Source organism: Nocardia sp. CA-135398, from assembly GCF_050955845.1.
In the GTDB taxonomy this organism is placed as follows: Bacteria; Actinomycetota; Actinomycetes; order Mycobacteriales; family Mycobacteriaceae; genus Nocardia.
Genome location: NZ_CP192084.1, coordinates 783,949 through 802,461, shown reverse-complemented (window position 1 = coordinate 802,461; position 18,513 = coordinate 783,949). Strand labels below are relative to the sequence as shown.

The 18,513-nt window shown below is 64.8% G+C and carries 18 protein-coding genes; 5 read left to right on the top strand and 13 right to left on the bottom strand.

The genetic code is table 11. From position 1 onward, the window contains the following. The first annotated feature begins 110 nt into the window (after nt 1–110). Nucleotides 111–1,109 (top strand): SMP-30/gluconolactonase/LRE family protein, encoded by a 999-nt coding sequence (locus tag ACQP1T_RS03690; protein WP_433758547.1) that lies wholly within the window; start codon nt 111–113, stop codon nt 1,107–1,109. Nucleotides 1,110–1,327: 218 nt separating this feature from the next. Next, complete coding sequence (locus tag ACQP1T_RS03685; protein ID WP_433758546.1) at nt 1,328–2,356, top strand: DUF6585 family protein; 1,029 nt, start codon at nt 1,328–1,330, stop codon at nt 2,354–2,356. Between the two features lie 210 nt (nt 2,357–2,566). On the opposite strand, the gene groL is transcribed toward ACQP1T_RS03685, so the two are convergent. Together groL and ACQP1T_RS03675 are read right to left on the bottom strand one after the other, a co-directional pair. Then, nucleotides 2,567–4,192, bottom strand: coding sequence for a chaperonin GroEL (gene groL / locus ACQP1T_RS03680; protein ID WP_433758545.1), 1,626 nt, complete (start codon nt 4,190–4,192; stop codon nt 2,567–2,569). 213 nt (nt 4,193–4,405) lie between these two features. Next, nucleotides 4,406–4,705, bottom strand: a complete 300-nt coding sequence (locus ACQP1T_RS03675; RefSeq protein WP_040696580.1) for a DUF222 domain-containing protein — start codon at nt 4,703–4,705, stop codon at nt 4,406–4,408. A 150-nt stretch (nt 4,706–4,855) separates the two neighbouring features. Between ACQP1T_RS03675 and ACQP1T_RS03670 the strand changes: the two genes are divergently transcribed. Together ACQP1T_RS03670 and ACQP1T_RS03665 are read left to right on the top strand one after the other, a co-directional pair. Beyond that, entirely contained in the window at nt 4,856–5,530 is a 675-nt protein-coding gene (locus ACQP1T_RS03670; RefSeq protein ID WP_433758544.1) for a suppressor of fused domain protein, read from the top strand. Nucleotides 5,531–5,574: 44 nt separating this feature from the next. Further along, the gene (locus ACQP1T_RS03665) at nt 5,575–7,632 is read left to right on the top strand and encodes an NAD(+) synthase (RefSeq protein ID WP_433758543.1); all 2,058 of its coding nucleotides are present in this window, start codon (nt 5,575–5,577) and stop codon (nt 7,630–7,632) included. Nucleotides 7,633–7,796: 164 nt separating this feature from the next. Here ACQP1T_RS03665 and ACQP1T_RS03660 read toward each other — a convergent pair whose 3' ends face one another. From ACQP1T_RS03660 to ACQP1T_RS03635, 6 genes are all read right to left on the bottom strand, one after another. After that, nucleotides 7,797–8,525 carry a Clp protease N-terminal domain-containing protein gene (locus ACQP1T_RS03660; RefSeq protein WP_433758542.1) on the bottom strand — a complete coding sequence of 243 codons (729 nt, stop codon included), beginning with the start codon at nt 8,523–8,525 and terminating at the stop codon, nt 7,797–7,799. A gap of 53 nt (nt 8,526–8,578) precedes the next feature. Further along, nucleotides 8,579–9,664, bottom strand: coding sequence for an NAD(P)/FAD-dependent oxidoreductase (locus ACQP1T_RS03655; RefSeq protein ID WP_433758541.1), 1,086 nt, complete (start codon nt 9,662–9,664; stop codon nt 8,579–8,581). An 82-nt stretch (nt 9,665–9,746) separates the two neighbouring features. Continuing rightward, nucleotides 9,747–10,787, bottom strand: coding sequence for an RNA polymerase sigma-70 factor (locus ACQP1T_RS03650; protein WP_433758540.1), 1,041 nt, complete (start codon nt 10,785–10,787; stop codon nt 9,747–9,749). A 63-nt stretch (nt 10,788–10,850) separates the two neighbouring features. Then, entirely contained in the window at nt 10,851–11,753 is a 903-nt protein-coding gene (locus ACQP1T_RS03645; protein ID WP_433758539.1) for a CDP-alcohol phosphatidyltransferase family protein, read from the bottom strand. Next, nucleotides 11,750–12,472 carry a phosphatidylserine decarboxylase gene (locus tag ACQP1T_RS03640; RefSeq protein WP_062983415.1) on the bottom strand — a complete coding sequence of 241 codons (723 nt, stop codon included), beginning with the start codon at nt 12,470–12,472 and terminating at the stop codon, nt 11,750–11,752. Before ACQP1T_RS03640 ends, ACQP1T_RS03645 begins: the two co-directional genes overlap by 4 nt. 102 nt (nt 12,473–12,574) lie before the next feature. Continuing rightward, nucleotides 12,575–12,847 (bottom strand): GlsB/YeaQ/YmgE family stress response membrane protein, encoded by a 273-nt coding sequence (locus tag ACQP1T_RS03635; protein WP_062983414.1) that lies wholly within the window; start codon nt 12,845–12,847, stop codon nt 12,575–12,577. A gap of 222 nt (nt 12,848–13,069) precedes the next feature. Here ACQP1T_RS03635 and ACQP1T_RS03630 point away from each other — a divergent pair, with 222 nt between their 5' ends. Further along, nucleotides 13,070–14,098, top strand: coding sequence for a beta-ketoacyl-ACP synthase III (locus tag ACQP1T_RS03630; RefSeq protein ID WP_433758538.1), 1,029 nt, complete (start codon nt 13,070–13,072; stop codon nt 14,096–14,098). Between the two features lie 140 nt (nt 14,099–14,238). On the opposite strand, the gene ACQP1T_RS03625 is transcribed toward ACQP1T_RS03630, so the two are convergent. The 5 genes from ACQP1T_RS03625 to ACQP1T_RS03605 form a co-directional block, all read right to left on the bottom strand. Further along, the gene (locus tag ACQP1T_RS03625; protein ID WP_433758537.1) at nt 14,239–15,300 is read right to left on the bottom strand and encodes an RDD family protein; all 1,062 of its coding nucleotides are present in this window, start codon (nt 15,298–15,300) and stop codon (nt 14,239–14,241) included. A gap of 103 nt (nt 15,301–15,403) precedes the next feature. Then, nucleotides 15,404–16,063 carry a hypothetical protein gene (locus ACQP1T_RS03620; RefSeq protein ID WP_433758536.1) on the bottom strand — a complete coding sequence of 220 codons (660 nt, stop codon included), beginning with the start codon at nt 16,061–16,063 and terminating at the stop codon, nt 15,404–15,406. Next, complete coding sequence (locus ACQP1T_RS03615) at nt 16,063–17,337, bottom strand: hypothetical protein (RefSeq protein WP_433758535.1); 1,275 nt, start codon at nt 17,335–17,337, stop codon at nt 16,063–16,065. The genes ACQP1T_RS03620 and ACQP1T_RS03615 overlap by 1 nt, the downstream gene beginning before the upstream one ends. Then, entirely contained in the window at nt 17,334–17,684 is a 351-nt protein-coding gene (locus ACQP1T_RS03610; protein WP_433758534.1) for a hypothetical protein, read from the bottom strand. The genes ACQP1T_RS03615 and ACQP1T_RS03610 overlap by 4 nt, the downstream gene beginning before the upstream one ends. 354 nt (nt 17,685–18,038) lie before the next feature. After that, nucleotides 18,039–18,494, bottom strand: coding sequence for an SRPBCC family protein (locus ACQP1T_RS03605; protein WP_433758533.1), 456 nt, complete (start codon nt 18,492–18,494; stop codon nt 18,039–18,041). Nucleotides 18,495–18,513 lie beyond the last annotated feature (19 nt).

Here is an 18,513-nt window from a genome sequence, read left to right as displayed (position 1 = left end):
TGGTAACTGCGCGTCTTCTCGTTAGGATCTTGACGTTGATTAGAGTCCTAATATAGATTCGTGCACATTCCAGGATTTGAACACGTCTAGATGTTCGACTATCAGGAGTCATGAGCATGTTCCGCACCATCTCGACCATCGCCACCGCCATTGCCTGCACCGCCCTCACGTCCTGCGGCACCGCGACACAGGCCGTGAGCCAACCGACGACCCGCATCAGCACCGCATACGAACTGCCCGGTGATCGCGTCTATCCGGAGGGCATCGCCGTCGATCCGCGCACCGGCGACACCTACGTCGGCTCATACACCAACGGCGCCGTCTATCGCGCAACACCCGGCGCCGCGCGGGCCGAAATCTTCCTGCCCGAAGGGGCCGACGGCCGCAAGACCGCCAATGGGCTGAAAGTGGATGCGGCGGGGCGACTGTGGGTTATCGATTCGACGGCCGGAGTCGCGGTATACGACATCGGCAGCCGTGCGCTGATCGCCCGCTTCGAAGTCACCGGCACCGGGCCGAGACTGGTCAATGATCTGGCCATCACCCCTGACGGCAGCGCATACCTGACCGACAGCCTGCGACCGGTCGTCTACCGGGTCACCCCGGAGCAGGTCACCGCGGCACACGGCGGAAAGGCGGATCTGACAGCACAATTCGATCTGAGCACCATAATCAGCCCGCATGCGCCGGACGCATTCACCTTGAACGGCATCGTGTCCGACGATTCCGGTCGCTATCTGCTGATCGTCGATATGAACTCCGGTGACCTGTATCGCGTTGCGACCGCGCCGAATTCGCCGGAACCGATTCGAAAGGTGAGCATGCGCGGCGCCGATCTGAAACACGGTGACGGCCTGGAACTGCACGGCAGCACGCTGTGGGCGGCTCAGAATACGAGCAACACCATTACCCGCTGGAAGATCAGCGATGATGGCGCGACCGTCGAGCTGGAACGCACGGTCACCGATGAATCCCTGCGCATTCCCACCACATTGGTGCGCAGCAATGATCGGACGCTGGTTGTCTCTTCTCAATTCGATAGGGGCGGCCCGATGGGGCCCGGAACCCCGAGCATGCCGTTCGCCGTCCTGACGATCGACGGAATCTGATCCCACCGCACGGCCGGTTCGTTCAGCGGACCGGCCTTTGTCTTATTCGGCACATGACAACTTGATCTAAATCACGACGAAACGCCCGCACCGATCGCGGGTATGCCGCCGCGATGACGTAAGCTCGGCCGACTGACCGGGCACGAGGCTGGGGTGGCGACCTTCGGTCGAGTGTCATACGCTTCGCCGCGGAGGAAAACCGCCTCATGGAGGGACAATTGACCACTCCGAGCCATGGCGATGTCGGAACCGGCGGGCCACAAAAGGTTCCACTGTCGCAGCTGATCCACCTGATGGCCGAATATCAGAAGCTCGGCACGCACCGACAGACCTTTCTACCGGCGCCGGCGAGCGATAGCCTCGTGCGCGGCTACGGGATTGTCGCGGGCGGGTTCACGGCAGTCGGGGTTATCTGCGTGACGGTGGGGGCATATCCCGGTGCGCTCGCGATCGGTCTCATAGCCTTGGTGCCAGCGTCGTTGGCATTCTTCCGCGGACGGCGTAATCGTCGGCACCGCACCGCTCGGCTGGATCTATTCGAATTCGGCATGACCGTATACCGCTCCGGTGAGCAGGTGGCCGGATTCCGCTGGAACAGTGCCGAAGTGCGCCAGCAGGTCATCCCCTTCCAGAATTCCGCGCACACCGAGTACTCGCTGCGGATGTCGGGCCCCGACGGCGCCGAGGCAGCATTCGACGACACCCTGTTCGGCGATGCGCGCGAGTGGGGCAGGGCCATCCAGTCTGCCGTCACCCTGGCTCAACTCCCCCGCGCCGTGGCCGCCATCGATGACGGCGCGACCGTCCATTTCGGCGAAATCGCCCTCGACCTGGCCGCGCTCTATTTCCGCAGCCGGGCCTACGCCTGGGAACAGATCCAATTGATCGACGCCCGAAGCGGTTTGGTTCGCATGAAGGTAGACGGCAACTGGGTCTCGCTCACCCCCGTCGGCCAGATCCCCAACTTCTACATCTTCAACGAACTCGCCGAACGCCTACGCTTGGCCGCCGCCGCGGAGTTCGCCGCCGAATCGGCCGCAATCGGACCGGCGGAGTCCGAACTGCCCACCAGCACATCGGCCGCCGAACCCGATCCGATGGTCGACAGTGCACCCGAGACAACCGCCGATCAACAAATCGAATCCCCGACCCCAACGACCAACGGCACCGCCAAAACAGCCGATGGTCCCATCGAAATAACGCCCGCCCCAACATCTTCCACCGAATCAGTAGCAACAAAGCTTTGATCCGTTCGCTATCGCCGTACCCTTCGAACTGCAACGCCGCGATATCGAAATCTCCCCTCCGATAACCGAACACGCACAATCCATCCGCAAACCCATTGCGCCCCTGACGAACTCCCATCAGACAAATCCCGTAGTTCGGATAGGCCGAAGGCCGGGCCACCAAATGGTGGCCCGGCCTTCGGGTCTAGAAGTGGTGCCAGGAGGCTGGACTCAGAAGTCCATGCCACCCATGCCGCCGGTCGGGTCACCGGCGGGAGCGGCGGACTTCTCCGGCTTGTCGGCGACGACGGCCTCGGTGGTGAGGAACAGGGCCGCGATGGAGGCCGCGTTCTGCAGGGCCGAACGGGTGACCTTGACCGGGTCGGCGACACCGGCCGCCAACAGGTCCTGGTACTCGCCCGAGTCGGCGTTCAGGCCGTGGCCCGCCGGCAGGTTCGAAACCTTCTCGGCGACAACGCCGGGCTCCAGGCCCGCGTTGAAGGCGATCTGCTTCAGCGGAGCCGACAGCGCGACACGCACGATGTTCGCACCGGTCGCCTCGTCACCGGTGAGCTTCAGGTCGTCCAGCGCCGGAGCCGACTGCAGCAGGGCCACGCCACCACCGGCGACGATGCCCTCTTCGACGGCGGCCTTGGCGTTGCGCACGGCATCCTCGATGCGGTGCTTGCGCTCCTTGAGCTCGACCTCGGTCGCGGCGCCCGCCTTGATGACGGCGACGCCACCGGCCAGCTTGGCCAGACGCTCCTGCAGCTTCTCCCGGTCGTAGTCCGAGTCCGAGTTCTCGATCTCGGTGCGGATCTGCGCGACGCGGCCCTTGATGGCCTCCGCGTCACCCGCGCCCTCGACGATGGTGGTCTCGTCCTTGGTGATGACGACCTTGCGGGCCTGGCCGAGCAGCTCGATGCCGGCGGTCTCCAGGGAGAGGCCGACCTCTTCGCTGATGACCTCGCCACCGGTCAGGATGGCGATATCGGCGAGCTGCGCCTTGCGACGGTCACCGAAGCCAGGAGCCTTGACGGCGACGGACTTGAAGGTGCCGCGGATCTTGTTCACGACCAGGGTCGACAGGGCCTCGCCCTCGACGTCCTCGGCGATGATCAGCAGCGGCTTACCGGCCTGGATGACCTTCTCCAGCAGCGGCAGCAGGTCCTTGACGGTGGAAACCTTGGAACCGACGAGCAGGATGTACGGATCCTCGAGGACCGCTTCCTGACGCTCCGGGTCGGTCACGAAGTAACCCGAGATGTAGCCCTTGTCGAAGCGCATACCCTCGGTGAGCTCCAGCTGGAGCCCGAAGGTGTTGCTCTCCTCGACGGTGATGACGCCTTCCTTGCCGACCTTGTCCATGGCCTCGGCGATCAGCTCACCGATGGACGAGTCGCCGGCGGAGATACCAGCGGTAGCAGCGATCTGCTCCTTGGTGTCGATCTCCTTGGCGGTCGCGAGGAGCTTGGTGGTGACTGCCTCGACGGCCTTCTCGATGCCGCGCTTCAGACCCAGCGGGTTGGCGCCGGCCGCGACATTGCGCAGACCCTCACGTACGAGCGCCTGGGCCAGCACGGTGGCGGTGGTGGTGCCGTCGCCCGCGACGTCGTCGGTCTTCTTGGCGACTTCCTTGACCAGCTCGGCGCCGATCTTCTCGTACGGGTCCTCCAGCTCGATCTCCTTGGCGATGGAAACACCATCGTTGGTGATCGTGGGGGCGCCCCACTTCTTCTCCAGGACAACGTTGCGACCCTTGGGTCCCAGCGTCACCTTGACCGCGTCGGCGAGGGCGTTCAGGCCCCGCTCGAGGCCGCGACGGGCCTCTTCGTCGTACGCAATTGTCTTGGCCATTGCGTTGAGATCCTCCACATGTATATGGCTGACACACAGGACGATCGCAGGTTGGATCGCCCCATTTACGCTGGCCAGGTTCGGTGCCCGCGACGGACGACCGAGGGTGTCGATGGAACCCGGTCTCACCGTCCCGACCTGGCACTCACACGTCGAGAGTGCCAAGCCCTTTTTAGCACTCAAGGGTATCGAGTGCAAGGTCCGCCGCGCTGCTCAGGCCGAGCTGCGGTCGTCCACCCGGAGTATCAATGCGACAAACGCGTCGGCCCGGCGCTCTTCGGGCGTGCGTGGCTCACCCTCATCGACCGTTACGAGTTCCGCGTCGTTCAGCAGCAACTCCGCCTCCACCCGCATGATCGCCCGGATGAACGGTGGCGCGACATCGGGTGGCAGGTCGCCATTGATGATGTAGCTGCCGTCGGGCTGCGATTCGGTGGAGACATAGGTCAGCGCACGCTCGAGATCAGCGCGTCGTTCCCCCGCAACTAGGTCGGAATCCATGTCATCCGCCATTGCTATAGCTTACCGGTGCGCCGGATCAGCCCTTTCCCGACAGGCCGACCAGTCCGGGACCCGGTCGCTCGACCCGCAAATCGCTGTCCGCCAAGGGCTTGCGATCCCTGTGGCGCGGCGCATGGTCCGCGCCGACCTTATGGTGTCCAGGTGAGTGAAAGTCCCGGCTGGAACGCTATCGACGCCGCGTTGGAACAGCTGTACCACGACACCGCACCCAGCCATTGGGGGACGGGGGTCCCCTGGTCGCTCGGCGGGCCCGATCCGCTGGACGGCATCAGCGCCTATCCGCGCACCGAACCGGTCCCACACTGGCACTACATCAGCTACGGGATGACCGAGCTGTACGAGAAGGAATGGGATAATCCGGACGAATCCGGCTGGGGATTCGAATTCACCTTCCGACTGCTGCGCACACCGGCCGACGAGAAACCGCCGGTCTGGCCCGCGAACTTCCTGCAGAACCTGGCCAGGTACGTGTTCCAGTCCGGGAATTGGTTCGCACCCGGCCACACCATCAAGTCGAACGGTCCGATCGCCGCGGACCATCCGGATTCGGATATCCACGCCGTCGCCTTCGCCCTCGACCCGGAGCTCGGCGCCATCGATACACCGCACGGGCGCGTGCAGTTCCTGCAGATCGTCGGTCTGACCATGCCGGAGTACCGAGCCGCGCAGGGCGGGCAAACTCAGGCCGTCCTCGACGAACTCGCACCACGGCTGCCGCTGTTGGTCACCGATATCGAGCGCGGACCGCTCATGGAGGAACCGAAGACCAAGGCGAAATGGCCGCGCTGGGGCGGGGGTCTGCGCGGGCGGGCGTAAATTTCGAAGTGCAGGAAGATCAACGATCCCGAAAGGGGACGCCCGTGCCCGAACTGCCGTTCGACTCGCTTTATCGGCACGGGTTCGCGCGAGTGGCGGTCGCGGTGCCGCCGATCCGGGTCGCCGATCCCGCGTTCAATGTCGAGCAGACGCTCGAGCTCGCTCGGCAAGCGGCCGCCGACGGTGTGGTGCTGACGGTCTTTCCCGAACTCGGACTTTCCAGCTACACCGCCGACGATCTGTTCCACCAGGATGCGCTCGACGATGCGGTCGGCGCGGCGATCGAGCAGGTAGTCGCGGCGAGCGCGGAAATCGACACGGTGCTGTTGATCGGTGCGCCGGTACGTACCCAGGGTCGGCTGTTCAACTGCGCGATCGCGGTATGCCGCGGCACCGTGCTCGGCGCCGCGCCGAAGAGCTATCTGCCGAACTACCGCGAGTTCTACGAGAAGCGCCAGTTCGCGGCGGCGCGCGAGACCCTGGACGACCACATCACGATCGCGGGTCAGCGGGTGCCGTTCGGTTCCGATCTGTTGTTCACCGCGACCAATCTCGACGGCTTCGTATTCCACCTGGAGATCTGCGAGGACGGCTGGGTGCCGTTGCCGCCCAGTGGGTATGCCGCGCTGGCCGGTGCGACGGTGCTTGTCAATCTCTCGGCGAGCAATATCGTCATCGGCAAGGCCGACTACCGGCGCGCGCTGTGCACCTCACATTCCGCGCGCTATCTGGCCGCCTATCTGTATTCGGCTGCCGGACACGGTGAATCGACCACCGATATGGCCTGGGACGGGCAGGCGCTGGTCTGCGAGAACGGCGATCTTCTCGCCGAGGGCGAGCGGTTCTGCGACCATCCCCAGTTGATCACCGCCGATCTCGATCTGCAGCGGCTGGCCGCGGATCGCATCCGGACCACCAGTTTCGCCGACAATGTGCATGATCACCGCGAACGTCTGCTGCGGCTGCGGCGCATCGAGGTGGAGTTGCCGGTTCCGACGAGCGCCGCCGCCCTGCGACGCGAAATCCAGCGCTTCCCTTACGTTCCCAGCGATCCGGCCGCGCGCAACGAACGCTGTGCCGAGGTACATCACATCCAGGTCGAGGGCCTGAGCACCCGCTTACGAGCTACCGGCAGCCAGCGTTTGGTCATCGGCGTCTCCGGCGGATTGGACTCCACGCAGGCACTGATCGTCGCGGCCAAAACCATGGACCGGCTCGGCCTGCCGCGCACGAATGTACTGGCCTACACCATGCCCGGTTTCGCGACCAGCTCCCGGACCCGCACCGACGCGCACGCGCTGATGGACGCGCTCGGCGTGACCGCGCAGGAGATCGATATCCGCCCATCCGCCACCCAGATGCTGCGCGATCTGAATCACCCTGCCGCCGAAGGTATCCCGCAGTACGACATCACCTACGAGAATGTCCAGGCGGGCGAGCGCACCTCGCACCTGTTCCGACTCGCCAACCAGCACAACGCACTCGTGGTCGGCACCGGCGATCTCAGTGAACTCGCCCTTGGCTGGTGCACTTTCGGCGTCGGCGACCATATGGCGCACTACAGTGTGAACGCCTCGGTCCCCAAAACACTGATCAAGTATCTGATCGCCTGGGCGGTCGACACCCATCAGTTCGGCCCCGAGGCAAGCCGGGTGCTGTCATCGATCCTGCAGACCGAGATCTCGCCGGAGCTGGTGCCAAGCCACGATTCCACCGCCCCGGGCCAGAGTTCCGAAGCCACCGTCGGCCCCTATGAACTGCAGGACTTCCACCTCTACTACCTGCTGCGCTTCGGCTACCGCCCGAGCCGGGTCGCCTACCTGGCCCGGCACGCCTGGTCCGAGCGCGACCGCGGCAGCTGGCCGGACCTGATCCCGGCCGACCAGCGCAACACCTACGACCTGCCGACCATCAAACACTGGCTCGCCGAATTCCTGCGCCGCTTCGTCCAGACCAGCCAGTTCAAACGCTCCACCCTGCCCAATGCACCGAAAGTCGGTTCCGGCGGGTCGCTTTCACCCCGCGGCGACTGGCGTGCGCCGAGCGACGCCTCCGCCGCCGCCTGGTTGGACGAACTCGCCCGCAACGTGCCGGAGAACTGAGCCGCCGTCACGCCGCACCGAGCTCATCCGTGCGCCGCGTCGCGCCGATATCGCACGGGATCGGATGGTCCGCCGCTGCCGTGCCCTGGCCGCGTGCGCGCATCGAATGCCGATGACTATCCGGGCAATTCGACGTTGTCCGGCGGCGAACGCGGCCCGGACGTTCATGACTTCTCGGCGGCGATCACCGAAAGCAGTTCGGCCAGATCGGCTTCGGCCTTCGCCTTGTCGACCCCGAGATCGGACAGGATCCCGGAACCGTTCTCCTGTTCGAGCAGTGCGAGCAGTACATGTTCGGTGCCGACGTAATTGTGTCCCAAGCGAAGTGCCTCACGGAAGGTCAGCTCCAGCACCTTCTTGGCGTCGGGTCCGAACGGAATGAGGGCGGGCACATTCGCCGGATCGGCGGGCCTTTGGTCGATCGCGGCTGTTGCCGCATCCCGGACCGCGTCGAGTTCTACCCCTTGGGCGATGATCTCCCTGGCCCCGAGACCTTCCGATTGGGACAGCAGGGCCAGCACCAGATGTCCGAGGGCGATCTCCGTATGACCGGAGGCGCGCGCCGCCTCCTGGGAGCCCACCACCATTTTCCGTGCGCGCGGGGTGAACTTCGCGAAGCCCGCACTGGGATCCATGGTCGCCGGGTCACCCGGCCCCTTCGGCACGAACCGCTTCTGCGCCGCCTGTTTGGTGACGCCCATGCTCGCGCCGATATCGGTCCACGAGGCGCCGGAACGGCGGGCCTGATCCACGAAGTGGCCGATCAGATGATCGGCCACTTCGCCGAGATGCCCGGCCGCGACCACCGCATCGGAGAGTTGGTCGAGCACATTGTCCGGACGTGCCTTTTTGATGCCCTCGATCAGATCGTCGAGTCGTACGTTGATTGTCATACGTCAACCATAGGTTGACGATTCAGGCTTCGTCAACCTTTAGTTGACGATAATTAGGGACGCGCCGCTCCGGCCGCACCGCGCACGATCTGCTCCTTGAACCAGGCCGCCGTGCGCCCGGTGAGCACGGTCCGTCCCGGCGAGTCGTCCGCGTGCAGAAACTGGATGACGCCATCGCGGCGACCGAGACTGATGCACTGGAAGAAGTACCGGAACCGCAGCTCACGCGGCGCACGACCGGCCAGCCGGGCGACAACGGCATCGGCGGCGTACTTACCGGTAGGCAATGCCGTCGCACAGGCCATCCGCAGCTCTCTACCACCCGGACCCGCGATCACGGCGGCGTCACCGGCCGCGTACACATCCGGATGCGATATCGAGCGCAATGTCTCATCGGTCAGCACCCGACCGTGCCCGTCCACCGCGAGGCCGGACCGCCGCGCCAGCTCCGGCACCCCGAATCCGGCGGTCCACACCGTCGCGGCGGCCTCGACCACGGAACCGTCGGCCAACCGGACGCTCTCCGGCGTCACCTCGATAACCTTTGCGTCCGAACGGATCTCGACCCCGAGCCGCTCCAGCGTCCGTCGCACATGATCGCGCGCCCGCGCGGACAGCCAAGAGGCGGGCTCATCCGAGCCGAGCAGCAACACCCGCGAATCCGGACGGGACTCGGCCAGTTCCGCGGCCAACTCGATTCCGGTGGCGCCGCCACCGACCACCACGACCCGCCCCACCGGAATACTGGTCCGCAGGTACTCCGAATCCTCCGGTGTGGCAACCGAATACGCGCACTCGGCCACTCCTTGCACGCCCGGATCGTTGGTACTGCCCAACGCGTAGATGAGTGAGTCGTATTCGACATCCGGTGCGCCGTCGAGGATCACCCGCTTATGCTCGATCGCCTGCGCCGAGGCCTGCACGAAGTGGATTCGCTTGGGCTCGAGCAACTCGCGCAGATCCCATTCCGGAATCGACTGCCCCGCACCGTATTGGTGCAACCGCACCCGTTCGACGAAGCTCGCGCGGGCATCGACAACGGTGATGTGGGCGTCGCGGGCGGTGGGCACCAACCTGCGGGCCGCCGCCAGCCCCGCGTATCCGGCGCCGAGGACGACGATTCGATGCTGTCCGGTCATGATGTGGCTCCCTTTCGATCGGCCGACACCCCTCGGACTGGACAGCCCCGCGATCCCTGACAGCCTCGGATAATGACCCGCGTCACTCCCGGCCGATATGGGTCAGCTTCGCCGGATTGACGATCAAGCGCAGCGCGGTCACCGCATCGTCGAGAGTGTCCACGCCGACCACCAGTGCGGGCTCGCCCGCCAACCGCACGACGACCGCGAGCGCACCGTTGATCTCCTCCAGCGCCATCACCATCCCCGGCACTTCCCAGCGGAACAGTCCGGCCACATACCGCGCGACCGCGGAAGCCCCGACGATCGGCCGCCGGGCCGCGCTGACCTGACCGCCGCCGTCCGCGGTCGAGACGACATCGGCCGCGAGCATCCGCTCCAACGCCTCGATATCGCCGATCCGCGCCGCCTTCAGGAAGCGTTCGATCAGTTCGCGGGCCTGATCGGCCGGAACATCGAAGCGCGGCCGCCCCTCGCGCACCCGGATACCGGCCCGGCGGAAGATCTGCTGCGAATTGGCCTCGGATACCGCGAGCATGTCCGCGATCTCCCGGTGCGCGTATCCGAACGCCTCGCGCAGGACGAAAACCGCCCGCTCGATCGGGCTCAACCGTTCCAATGCCGTCAGCAGCGCAAGCGATACCAGCTCGCGCTCCTCCACCGTCTCCAGCGGCCCGAGCTCACCACGCGCGGTCGGCACCGGCTCGGGCAACCATGGGCCGACATAGGTCTCGCGGCGGGCCCGCGCCGAAACCAGCCAGGTGCGGCAGAGATTCACGATCGTGGTGGTCAGCCAGGCCTCGGCCGAACGAATCGTGCTGCGGTCGGTGCCATCCCAGCGCAGGTAGGTCTCCTGGACCGCGTCCTCGGCCTCGGTCGCGGAGCCGAGCATCCGATAGGCGAGCGCGAACAGACGCGGGCGATGCGCCTGGAATCCGCGCAGTCCGTCCGGTTCCACCGCCACCTTCTTCCGTGCTCGGCCGCCGAAGATGACGGTACCGGTCGCGATCCTCCCGGCCCCCGAGAGTTCGCCGGCCGATCCGATGGTCCGGCCGCCACCGAAAACCCGACCCAGATCGAATCCCCAGAACCCCAAACCACCAAGTGCCGCAACGCCGCTCATAGCTGCAGCATTCCCGCACGACCTAGATGATTCCTTAAGGAATACCTGGCAACCGGCAACAGCTCAGTGACGCAGATCGTCTACCGGACGTTCCTTACCCGGACGGCGCAGCCGCAAGCGGCTCGCCCCGCGGATCGCCGGACGCCGCAGCGCGGGCCGTCGCCGCTGCGCACGCCGCTGGGCCCGGCGTTCGGATGGCTTGTGCTGCCAGGTCTCCGGACGCGCGGCCACCCAGCGCTGCGAATGCCATGCGAACGGGATATGCCCGAGGTAGAGCGCGACCAGCACCAGCAGCAGCACGATCGGGTAGGTAACCAACAGCGCCGCCGCGAGCGCGGTCAGCACCAGCAGCCCGGCCGCCGCCTGCGGCGCCACCGATACCGACTTCATGGCCAGCGTCGGAATCGTACTGACCGCCAACCCCGCCGCGAATAACGTCCAAGCGGCGACCTCGTAGTAGCCGACCCACCAGCCGTCACCGAACTGCACGTACAGCCCGATCGGCACCAGCGCGATCAACGCCGCCGCCGGTGCGGGGACGCCGACGAAATACTCACGCGCCCACTGCGGTCGAGTGTCGTCGTCGAGCAGGGTGTTGAACCTGGCCAGGCGCAGCACAAGGCTCACCGCGAAAACCAGCGCGATGATCCAGCCCGCGCTGTTGCTGTCCAGCAGCGCGATGTAGATCACCAGACCGGGCGCGACACCGAAGGAGATGGCGTCGGAGAGCGAATCGAGTTCCGCGCCCATCTTGGTGGTGGCGCTCAACATCCGGGCCAGCCGACCGTCGAGGGTGTCCAGTACGGCTGCCGCGCCGACCATCGCCAAGGAAATGTCGAGCCTGTCGTCCAAGGCGAACTTCACCGCGGACAGTCCGGCGCACAGCGCCATGATTGTCACGATGCTCGGCAACAGCCGGATGGACCGGCGCCTTCGCTGCGGTGTGGGCAGGGCCTGCTCCATCATGAGTCGGTGGCAAGTACGGCCAGCACGGTCTCGCCCCCGATCGTGCGCTGTCCGGGTTCGACGAGCAGTTCGGTGCCCGCCGGGAAGTACGTGTCGACCCGGGACCCGAAACGGATCAGGCCGTAGGTGTCGCCGATGGTCAGTTTGTCACCGACCTGCGCGTCGCAGACGATGCGCCGCGCCAGCAGACCCGCGATCTGCACGACCACGAGCTGCGCGCCACCGGGGGTATCGATGACCATGCTGTTGCGCTCGTTCACCGCACTGGCCTCGGGCAGATCCGCCGAACGGAACTGACCGGACTGGTGCAGCACGGTGCGCACGGTGCCGGAGATGGGCGTGCGCTGCACATGGACGTCGAGCACCGAAAGGAAAATGCTCACGCGCGGCAGCGGCGCGTCACCGAGGCCGAGTTCGGCGGGCGGAGTCGCGGTATCGACCAGCGCGATCTCGCCGTCGGCCGGGGCGACGACCACGCCCGCCCGGTTCGGCGGCACCCGGTTCGGATGCCGGAAGAAGGTCGCACAGGCCGCGGCGGCCAACAGCCCCGTCCGGCGCACCCACTTGCGCTTACCCCCGATTACCGCCACCGCGAGCGGTGCCGCGACGAAGGGCAGCCCGGCGGGATGCAGCGGGGGAATCGCGGCCCGGACCAGATCGACGACATGGCCGACTCCGGTCGTTTCGGGCGTGCCGGGCGGGGTGGGACGGCGTGCCACAGGCTCCTCTTTCGTGCTCGATGCAGACGGTTTGCGCCCCTCAACGATAGGTCGGCGCAAGCGTTCACACCTTACGGGAATCGAGCCTGTGGCACCCTGCGGTCACCGCATGGCTTTACGGCCGGTGAACAGCCGCACCAGGAACAGCAGAATCACCGCGCCACCGAGGCAGGTGAAGAAGCTGAACCAGAGACCACCGCCCTCGACGTCGACGCCGAGCAACTTGAGTAGGAATCCACCAAGTAGGCCGCCGACCACGCCGACCACGATGTTGAGAAGGATGCCTTGTTGGGCATCCGTCTTCATGATCTTGCTGGCGATCCAGCCGGCCAGACCTCCGATGATGATCCACCCGATAATCCCGAGTCCGAGCATGGTGACCTCGAATCACTAGTTGGGGCAGCGCCGCAGCACAGGGCGTGCTTCGAGGGTATACCCGCCAAATGTGAGAATACGCACTCCCAACACGCGCGACTCGGGCTAATATGAGGGGGCCTCATGTCTACGGTGACGTAGGCGGCCGGCCGATGAGGGACTCATTTTTTGCTTTCGGGGTAGCACCCGGCGGCGCCGCCGCAGGTACATAGGAGACGCATCATGGCTGCTCGAATCGCCCAGACGACAGGGGCTGAGCACACGGCGATCCTCGGGCTCGGCGTTTACCGCCCCGCTCGAATCGTCACCAACGACGAGGTGGCCGGACCCATCGACTCGAGTGACGAGTGGATCCGCACCCGTTCCGGAATCAAAACGCGGCGCTTCGCCTCGAAGGAGGAGACGATTCAGAGCATGAGCGTCGCGGCCTCTCGCGGCGCGCTCGAATCCGCCGGAGTCGAAGTCGATCAGGTCGACTGTGTCATCGTCGCCACCTCCACCCATCTCTTGCTGACTCCGGCGGCCGCGCCGCAGATCGCCACCGAGCTGGGCATGAACGGCACGGCGGCATTCGATGTTTCGGCCGGATGCGCTGGCTTCTGTCACGCGCTCGCGCTGGCCTCGGATCTGGTGCGCGCAGGAACCGCCGGACATGTGCTGGTGATCGGCGTGGAGAAGCTGACCAACACCATCAATCCGAAGGACCGCGCGACCGCCTTCCTGTTCGCCGACGGCGCGGGCGCGGTGGTGGTCGGTCCTGCGGAGGAACAGGGCATCGGCCCGACGGTCTGGGGTTCGGACGGCACCCAGCACCATGCGATCCGCCAGGACAAGGACTGGATGGAGTTCTTCGCCGAAATCGAGGAGAAGGGCCTGGACGCGGTGCGGCCCTACCTCGCCATGGAGGGTACGGCGGTATTCCGCTGGGCGGCACATTCTTTGGAGAAGGTCTGCCGCGATGCCATCGATCGCGCGGGCCTATCCACCGACGACCTGGACGCGATGATCCCGCACCAGGCCAACGGCCGGATCATCGAGATCATGGCCCGGGTGCTCAAGCTTCCCGAGCACTGCGCACTCGCCAACGACATCGAGGAGACCGGAAATACCTCGGCCGCCTCGATTCCGCTGGCCATGGAGGCGCTGCTGCGCAAGGGCGAGTCGAAGCCGGGCGATACCGCGCTGCTGATCGCCTTCGGTGCGGGTCTTTCCTACGCCGCGCAGGTCGTGACGCTGCCCAACTGGCAGTAACTCAGCCCCAGATCCCAGGTGGCCTTCACCGTGAAGGTCACCTGGGGGTGCCCGGTTCCAGTTGGCCGGTGCAGCGGCCTTCCGGTCTTGTTGTCGGGCTCGCTGATGGTGATGACCGGGACACGGCCGCACGAGCCCAATCAGACTTCCTTGCGCTGCAGGTCTCGGCTTCGTACGGCTGGCAGGAAGTAGTCCCCAACCCTATCCGGGCCCGGTAGATCGCCGTTGCCGACGAGCGCGATCGGAAACGCCACCACTAAGTACAGATCTACCAACCACACGGCCAACAATCGTCCGAGCGAAGGGAAGGTTCCGTCGTCGGGGCGGATGACGCGCAATCCGAATACAGCCTTGCCAACGGTCGTGTGGAAGATCGCCTGCACACCGACGCGGTCGGCTACCGACGCCAGCGTCCAGAACCCCAGTGCGACAATCGGACTCACACCCAGATGCTTCCAATCGAACCGGGTAGCGGCCTCGATCGAAAACTCGGGACTGACCGCGATCGCCGAGCCGAGCCCGATGCCGAGATGTAATGCCCAATCAAGTGCGAAGGCCAAGACTCGCCGGAGCAGGCGGGGCGACGGATAACGAGTGTCTTGTGAGCCACCATGCCGCACCCTCGCTGACTCACCAACCGGCTTCATCAGCACGCGACCGCGGTCTGGAGTCAATTGGAATTCGCGAACGGGCCGTGGCGGCGAACCCTCCGGATCGGGTCGAGTGCCAGCACGATTCTCTCGGAAAGAGAACCTCGGAGGCTGTCTCGACCGTGAAAAGTATGCGTATCGAAGGTCACCGCCGCCGGGTCGGGAAATCACTCCGTACTTCGTCGGGTCCCCCGCGAACCACACCTCGGATGTCTTGTGATCGAAGACCTTGCCGATGTCTTTCGGCCACGTGCTCAAGATCAGGGTGGAGACCGGTTGACCATTCGGGTCGAGCAGTTCCACCCATTCGTGACGCCCGGCGGTGATGTAGTTCATTCGCCAGACTATCCACGGGTTCCTTTTCAGAGCTCGTCGTCTTCTGCGGTTTATCCAGAGCAGAGTTCCACCGAAGATGAGACCTACGGTCATCCCGACTGCGGCGAGGTTCCTGGTGACCCCGACAAGCGCCGACATGGTCGCGGACTCGATCCCCTCTCCACCATCGATCAGCATCGCAGTCAATGCCAGGCACACCAAGCCGAACAGCAGCAACGACCAACGAACGAACACGCCCTTCCGCGCCGATGCCCTGGTCGCAGGACACGACATCGCAGGAGGAACCCCGGAATCTACGTTACGAGACATCGCCAAACCCTTACAAATCCAACGACGATGGACCGGCAGACCGTCTCGGTAATAACCGGAACTCAATCGACGCCGCCATTGCAGCAATCATCGAAAGATACTCTTCGCCGCTATCTACAAATGGCGTGGATAGGTCGATAACCGCGATAGCCGAGCCATCCGGGGATGGCACGACTGCCTCGAGTTGGTAGACCTGCTGCTGCGGCTCGGACAAGTCGTACCCGGGGAGATCAGGAGTTGGCGTGGGTTTCACTCGGTCGAGCAACAAGACGGGACGCGTTGGTAATTCGACGAACTCGGCATTCTTGAATTTCTCACCGGCGGCCAGTCGGCCGGTCAGCACGTCACCGAGTGTCAACCTTGGATTTCTCTGCTCACCGTACTCTGTCAATGAAATAGTCAGTGTCGACGAGATCTGCCGCCCACCAGCAGACACGTGCCTGCCGAGGCCGCAGTAGGCGGTATTGACCTGCGCGAGGCGGGAAAGAAGGACTCTCAAGGCCTGGAGCACCGCGGGAGCGGCGGAAGTCACTGTGCCAGCGCCTAGCGAACCGAACAACGAATCCGCTTGGGCGATAGATTCATCGATGGTGTCGAGGGGGAGCTCCATAAAGCCCTGCGGGATATCGACAGTAATCGAGAAATTTATCGGCGTTTCATTTTCCGCCATCAGTCGCCTCCGAGCACAGGGTTCAGCATGGCTGACACCGCCTTACCCGAGCGAGCAAAAATGTCTACCGCCTCGACACCGGAAACGGAAGCATACGGACCGGCAACGCCGGTGAATTGCAGTACTTTGGTCGCGGCACCATCGAGATGCAGGAACTCGGCAGCCTTTGATGCCCCGAGACCACCGACAATCTTCGACGACAGAAGGGGCTCGTGCGTCAGAGCGTTATATGCTGCGGCTCCGAACCGTTCACCAACGCTGACTTCCTGAGCGGCATGTGCACCCGCCGCGACAGCCTCACCGCCCTTGAATAAATTCCATCCGACCTTCAAGGAGGAAATACCGGCACCTCCGACGGGCGCAATCCCCAGGGAGTCCAGGCCGACCTTCTTCCATGCGTCGAGCTCACCGTTCGCGAGTCCTTGTCGTATTTCTGGATCGGATAGATCGAGCGCTAACAGGCCACCGGTTGCGGCGGCCGCGACCGCGAACCCGATGATGTCGAACGGCGGAGGGGTGCAGACGGCGACAACACTGCCGACCGCGGCGATAATCGAGAGCGCCTGGTGGATTCCCTCGCGGTGCTGATCGATCCATTCGCCCAGAGACTTTACGGCATCGGTGATGCGATCCCAGATGCTCTTGTCCGGCGGGCTGGGCGCGAAATCCTTTGCGGCCGCATCCAGTTCGCTGGCTATCCGCCGGGCAACGGTGTCATGTGTGCTTTCGAGATCCCGCGCGCGACGGATGATCGAATCGACGTTCCCTTCCCAGGTGTTGACTGCCGCGACGGCAGCGTTGACCTGCGCGGTGGCCGCGTTGAGGCGGGTCTGCGCGGCCTGCAACTCAACCGGATCGGTGAAGGTCATACTGCCCAGACCCAGGTCTGTATTCGACCGAGCTTGCTGCAATGTTTGGAGCGCGCTGTTGTACTGCCCTTTGGCCTCGGCGGCTTCGGCTTCCAAAGCCTTGGCGGTGTCCTGGAAGCCCACCAGGTCCGTGTGCCATTCGGCGAGGAGCCCGACGGCCTTTTCGAGGGAATTCTGTGCGTAGCCGAGATCCTGGGCGAGGGTGGCATCGAAATGGGCGCGGAAAGCATCGCCGCCCTCGCCCTTCCAGACATTGTCGTTGCTGTTGCGCAGACCGTTCAACAGCTGATTGGTTTCCTTGACCGCCTCGGCGGCTGTGTTGATCTGCCCGCGCAGCCCCGCCACATCGTCAGGAGCGCCCGGGACGGGATCGAAACCGAGGTAGGGGTAAGGGTTCTGGCTCATGCGGTGGCCGAGGTGGTCGGCTGTCCGTCAACGACGCTCGCGGCTTGCTCGACCACCTTGGCAAATGCCTGGTCGGTCTGTTGATAGGCATCGAGGCACTGTGCGACACCGTCCGCGGTCGCCCTGGCCGACTCACCGATCCGTTCGATGCCGAATCTCCATCGCCGTTGGAAGCTGTCGGCGGCATCGTTGAGAGTCTTGGTCCCGATGTCGCCGTGGCTGCCTTCCTTCATCGCGTTCATCGCATCGTTGAGAACCTGCTCGGCGCCGCGCAGCGACTGAACCGTCTTACTCAACACCTCGATGTCTACCCCTAGAAACCCGGCCAACTCGACACTCTCCTTCACACGCGATCACGTACATGCCAGCCGCCGAGAAACCTGCCCGGCCCGTAGGACGGTTCACAGGGTGGAGTGGAGTTCCGGTCGGATCCAGGCACTTGTATCAGTAATGGACGCACCGGCTTTCGAAACGGTTCCATCGCGTGAACATTCTTGTGTGCCAGGTATCCGGATCGGCACCCCGCCGCACGAGTCCGCCGTCGAGGAACGCGACCTCCCCCACCGACCGCCGGTTTCCCGTGCGCATCGAACACGAGTCAGGCCCGGCCCGATGATGCGGACCGGGCCTGACTCGTGTTCAGGAAACGCTACCCGAGCGCGGGGCCGATGGGGTTCTTCGAGTGCCGGGCGCGATGGGTTCTAGACAGCCGCCTCCACCGCGGACTTGATCTTGGCGAGCGTTTCGTTCATCCCGCGTTCGAGCAGCTCCTCGAACGGCTGCTCGCCGCCCATCGCGGCGTCGATGGACTTACGGGAAAACCAGGTGGTGCCATTGGGCACATCACGGCGTTCGATCAGCCGGGTGCCGGTCGCGGTCGGCTCCAGCGTGTAGCTCCAGATACTGCGGTTCTCGTTGATCCGAAATGCGAAGGCCTGGTTGGGCTCATAGCGCACGATGCGCGCGGTGGTCGGCCAGTACTTCTTGCCGTCGGTATTGAGGTTGATCGTCCAGGTGCCGGCCTTCGGTGTGCCGAGCGCGAGCATCCGCACACACTGCGGGCTGAACTCCGGCATCCGCTTGAGATCGGCGACGACGGCCCAGACCTGTTCTGGCGGTGCCGCGATCTCGATCGTGGCTTCGATATTCTTCGGCAACGTTGCCTCCGGAGAACTG

What these genes read in the sequence shown, in the direction of transcription:
- ACQP1T_RS03620 (WP_433758536.1), bottom strand. Translation starts at nt 16,063, where the DNA reads ATGGCGGAAAATGAAACGCCGATAAATTTCTCGATTACTGTCGATATC.
- groL (WP_433758545.1), bottom strand. Translation starts at nt 4,192, where the DNA reads ATGGCCAAGACAATTGCGTACGACGAAGAGGCCCGTCGCGGCCTCGAG.
- ACQP1T_RS03635 (WP_062983414.1), bottom strand. Translation starts at nt 12,847, where the DNA reads ATGCTCGGACTCGGGATTATCGGGTGGATCATCATCGGAGGTCTGGCC.
- ACQP1T_RS03645 (WP_433758539.1), bottom strand. Translation starts at nt 11,753, where the DNA reads ATGATGGAGCAGGCCCTGCCCACACCGCAGCGAAGGCGCCGGTCCATC.
- ACQP1T_RS03655 (WP_433758541.1), bottom strand. Translation starts at nt 9,664, where the DNA reads ATGACCGGACAGCATCGAATCGTCGTCCTCGGCGCCGGATACGCGGGG.
- ACQP1T_RS03630 (WP_433758538.1), top strand. Translation starts at nt 13,070, where the DNA reads ATGGCTGCTCGAATCGCCCAGACGACAGGGGCTGAGCACACGGCGATC.
- ACQP1T_RS03690 (WP_433758547.1), top strand. Translation starts at nt 111, where the DNA reads ATGAGCATGTTCCGCACCATCTCGACCATCGCCACCGCCATTGCCTGC.
- ACQP1T_RS03675 (WP_040696580.1), bottom strand. Translation starts at nt 4,705, where the DNA reads ATGGCGGATGACATGGATTCCGACCTAGTTGCGGGGGAACGACGCGCT.
- ACQP1T_RS03615 (WP_433758535.1), bottom strand. Translation starts at nt 17,337, where the DNA reads ATGAGCCAGAACCCTTACCCCTACCTCGGTTTCGATCCCGTCCCGGGC.
- ACQP1T_RS03650 (WP_433758540.1), bottom strand. Translation starts at nt 10,787, where the DNA reads ATGAGCGGCGTTGCGGCACTTGGTGGTTTGGGGTTCTGGGGATTCGAT.
- ACQP1T_RS03660 (WP_433758542.1), bottom strand. Translation starts at nt 8,525, where the DNA reads ATGACAATCAACGTACGACTCGACGATCTGATCGAGGGCATCAAAAAG.